The organism is Mycoplasmopsis mucosicanis (assembly GCF_006546935.1).
Lineage (GTDB): Bacteria > Bacillota_I > Bacilli_A > Mycoplasmatales > Metamycoplasmataceae > Mycoplasmopsis > Mycoplasmopsis mucosicanis.
Genome location: NZ_SMDN01000028.1, coordinates 1 through 1,078 on the forward strand (window position 1 = coordinate 1; position 1,078 = coordinate 1,078).

Below are 1,078 nucleotides of genomic sequence, written 5' to 3' on the forward strand. Positions count from 1 at the left end.
ACCAAAAAAAACTATCAAATAACGGTATTAAAATCAAAATCTTGTTAGTTATTTTTAACAAACATGATATAACATTTACAATTAAACTAACCTATCTCAAGCGGTTCATTATGTTTTAGATTTCACAGATGTGTTCTAACATAAATTGGTCTGATTGATAAAGCTCCTTTTAATGTTCTAAAATTTTCTTCAATTTGGTACTGCTTGTGATAAATCGATGCAATTTGTTCAGGTTTTAAGTCTTTTCTGGAAGTTTCGTATACATAATATCCATCAAATTTTTCATCATCTTCAATCTTGTCTAGATCGAGAGTAAAACTCATATTGCCTACTTTTTTGAAGAATTTGTATTTTTTTACACCAATAATATCTTCAGCGTTAACTACACCTTCTTTGTTTTGTTTCTTTTTAAAATTATTTATTAATATTTGTCTATCATTTTTATCTTTAGATGCTCGTTTTTCACTGAAAAATATAATTCTGCGTCTGAAATTATCATTAAATCGCGAACCTTTTCAGAGCGATTGAAACTCTAATTCCTTATATTTGATACCATTTTCAGTTTTAGTATAGCCTTCGGGATCAAATACAAAATCTTTAAATGATTTAGATGTTGATTTTAGTCTTTGTGCAAAGATATAATCAATTCCATAACTTTCTAAAAATCTAATATTTTTGTTTGTTGACATTCCTTTATCTGCAATAACGGTCATTGATTTTATTGTAAATTTTTCACGCAAATGAACAATAAAAGGGATTAACGTATTACCATCTGCTGTATTACCACGGAAAACTTTTAGATAAATCGGGATTCCATTACTATCAGTTGCCATTCCTACAACAACTTGATCTTCTTTGAACTTACCATCTTTTGAAAAACCTGGAGTTCTTAAACCATCTCTTGAAAATGTCTCAAAATATACAGTTGTTGCGTCAAAATAAACTAAATTTTTATTTCTTGAAGTCATTTCTGCAATTTTATTATTTAAATTTTTGACTATTTCAATCTCATTTTCATATAGAACATCAAGAAGACTATAAAATGTATCTTTTTTAGATTCAATATCATTTAAATAAT

The 1,078-nt window shown here is 26.9% G+C and carries 1 protein-coding gene; it reads right to left on the minus strand.

Features of this window, described 5'->3' with window-relative positions; genetic code table 4:
• Positions 1-86: 86 nt before the first annotated feature.
• A partial coding sequence (locus tag E1I18_RS03605; protein ID WP_141484225.1) for an IS1634 family transposase occupies positions 87-1,078 on the minus strand: 992 nt, incomplete at its 5' end.